The following is a 204-nucleotide window of genomic DNA, read 5'->3' on the forward strand; positions in this document are numbered from 1 at the left end:
CTTCGCCCGCTCGAGGCCCTCGACGAACGCGTCGAGCACGAGGCGGTAGCGCTCGAGCGAGAAGATCAGCGTGACGTTGACGCTGATGCCGTCGGCGACCTCCTCGTCCGCCTCGACCTTGAGGTCGGCGATGCGGTCGGTGACCGCGACGAGCCGGGCCTCGGCCTGGCGGGCTTCCCCGGCGAGCTGCGCCAGCTCGTCGAC

1 pseudogene is annotated in these 204 nt (G+C 71.6%); it reads right to left on the reverse strand.

Going from position 1 to position 204, the window contains the following annotated elements:
* A pseudogene (locus DW299_RS09040) lies at positions 1-204 on the reverse strand (transaldolase family protein); the annotation flags it as partial.

Source organism: Microbacterium sp. K35, assembly GCF_004794375.1.
Lineage (GTDB): Bacteria > Actinomycetota > Actinomycetes > Actinomycetales > Microbacteriaceae > Microbacterium > Microbacterium sufflavum.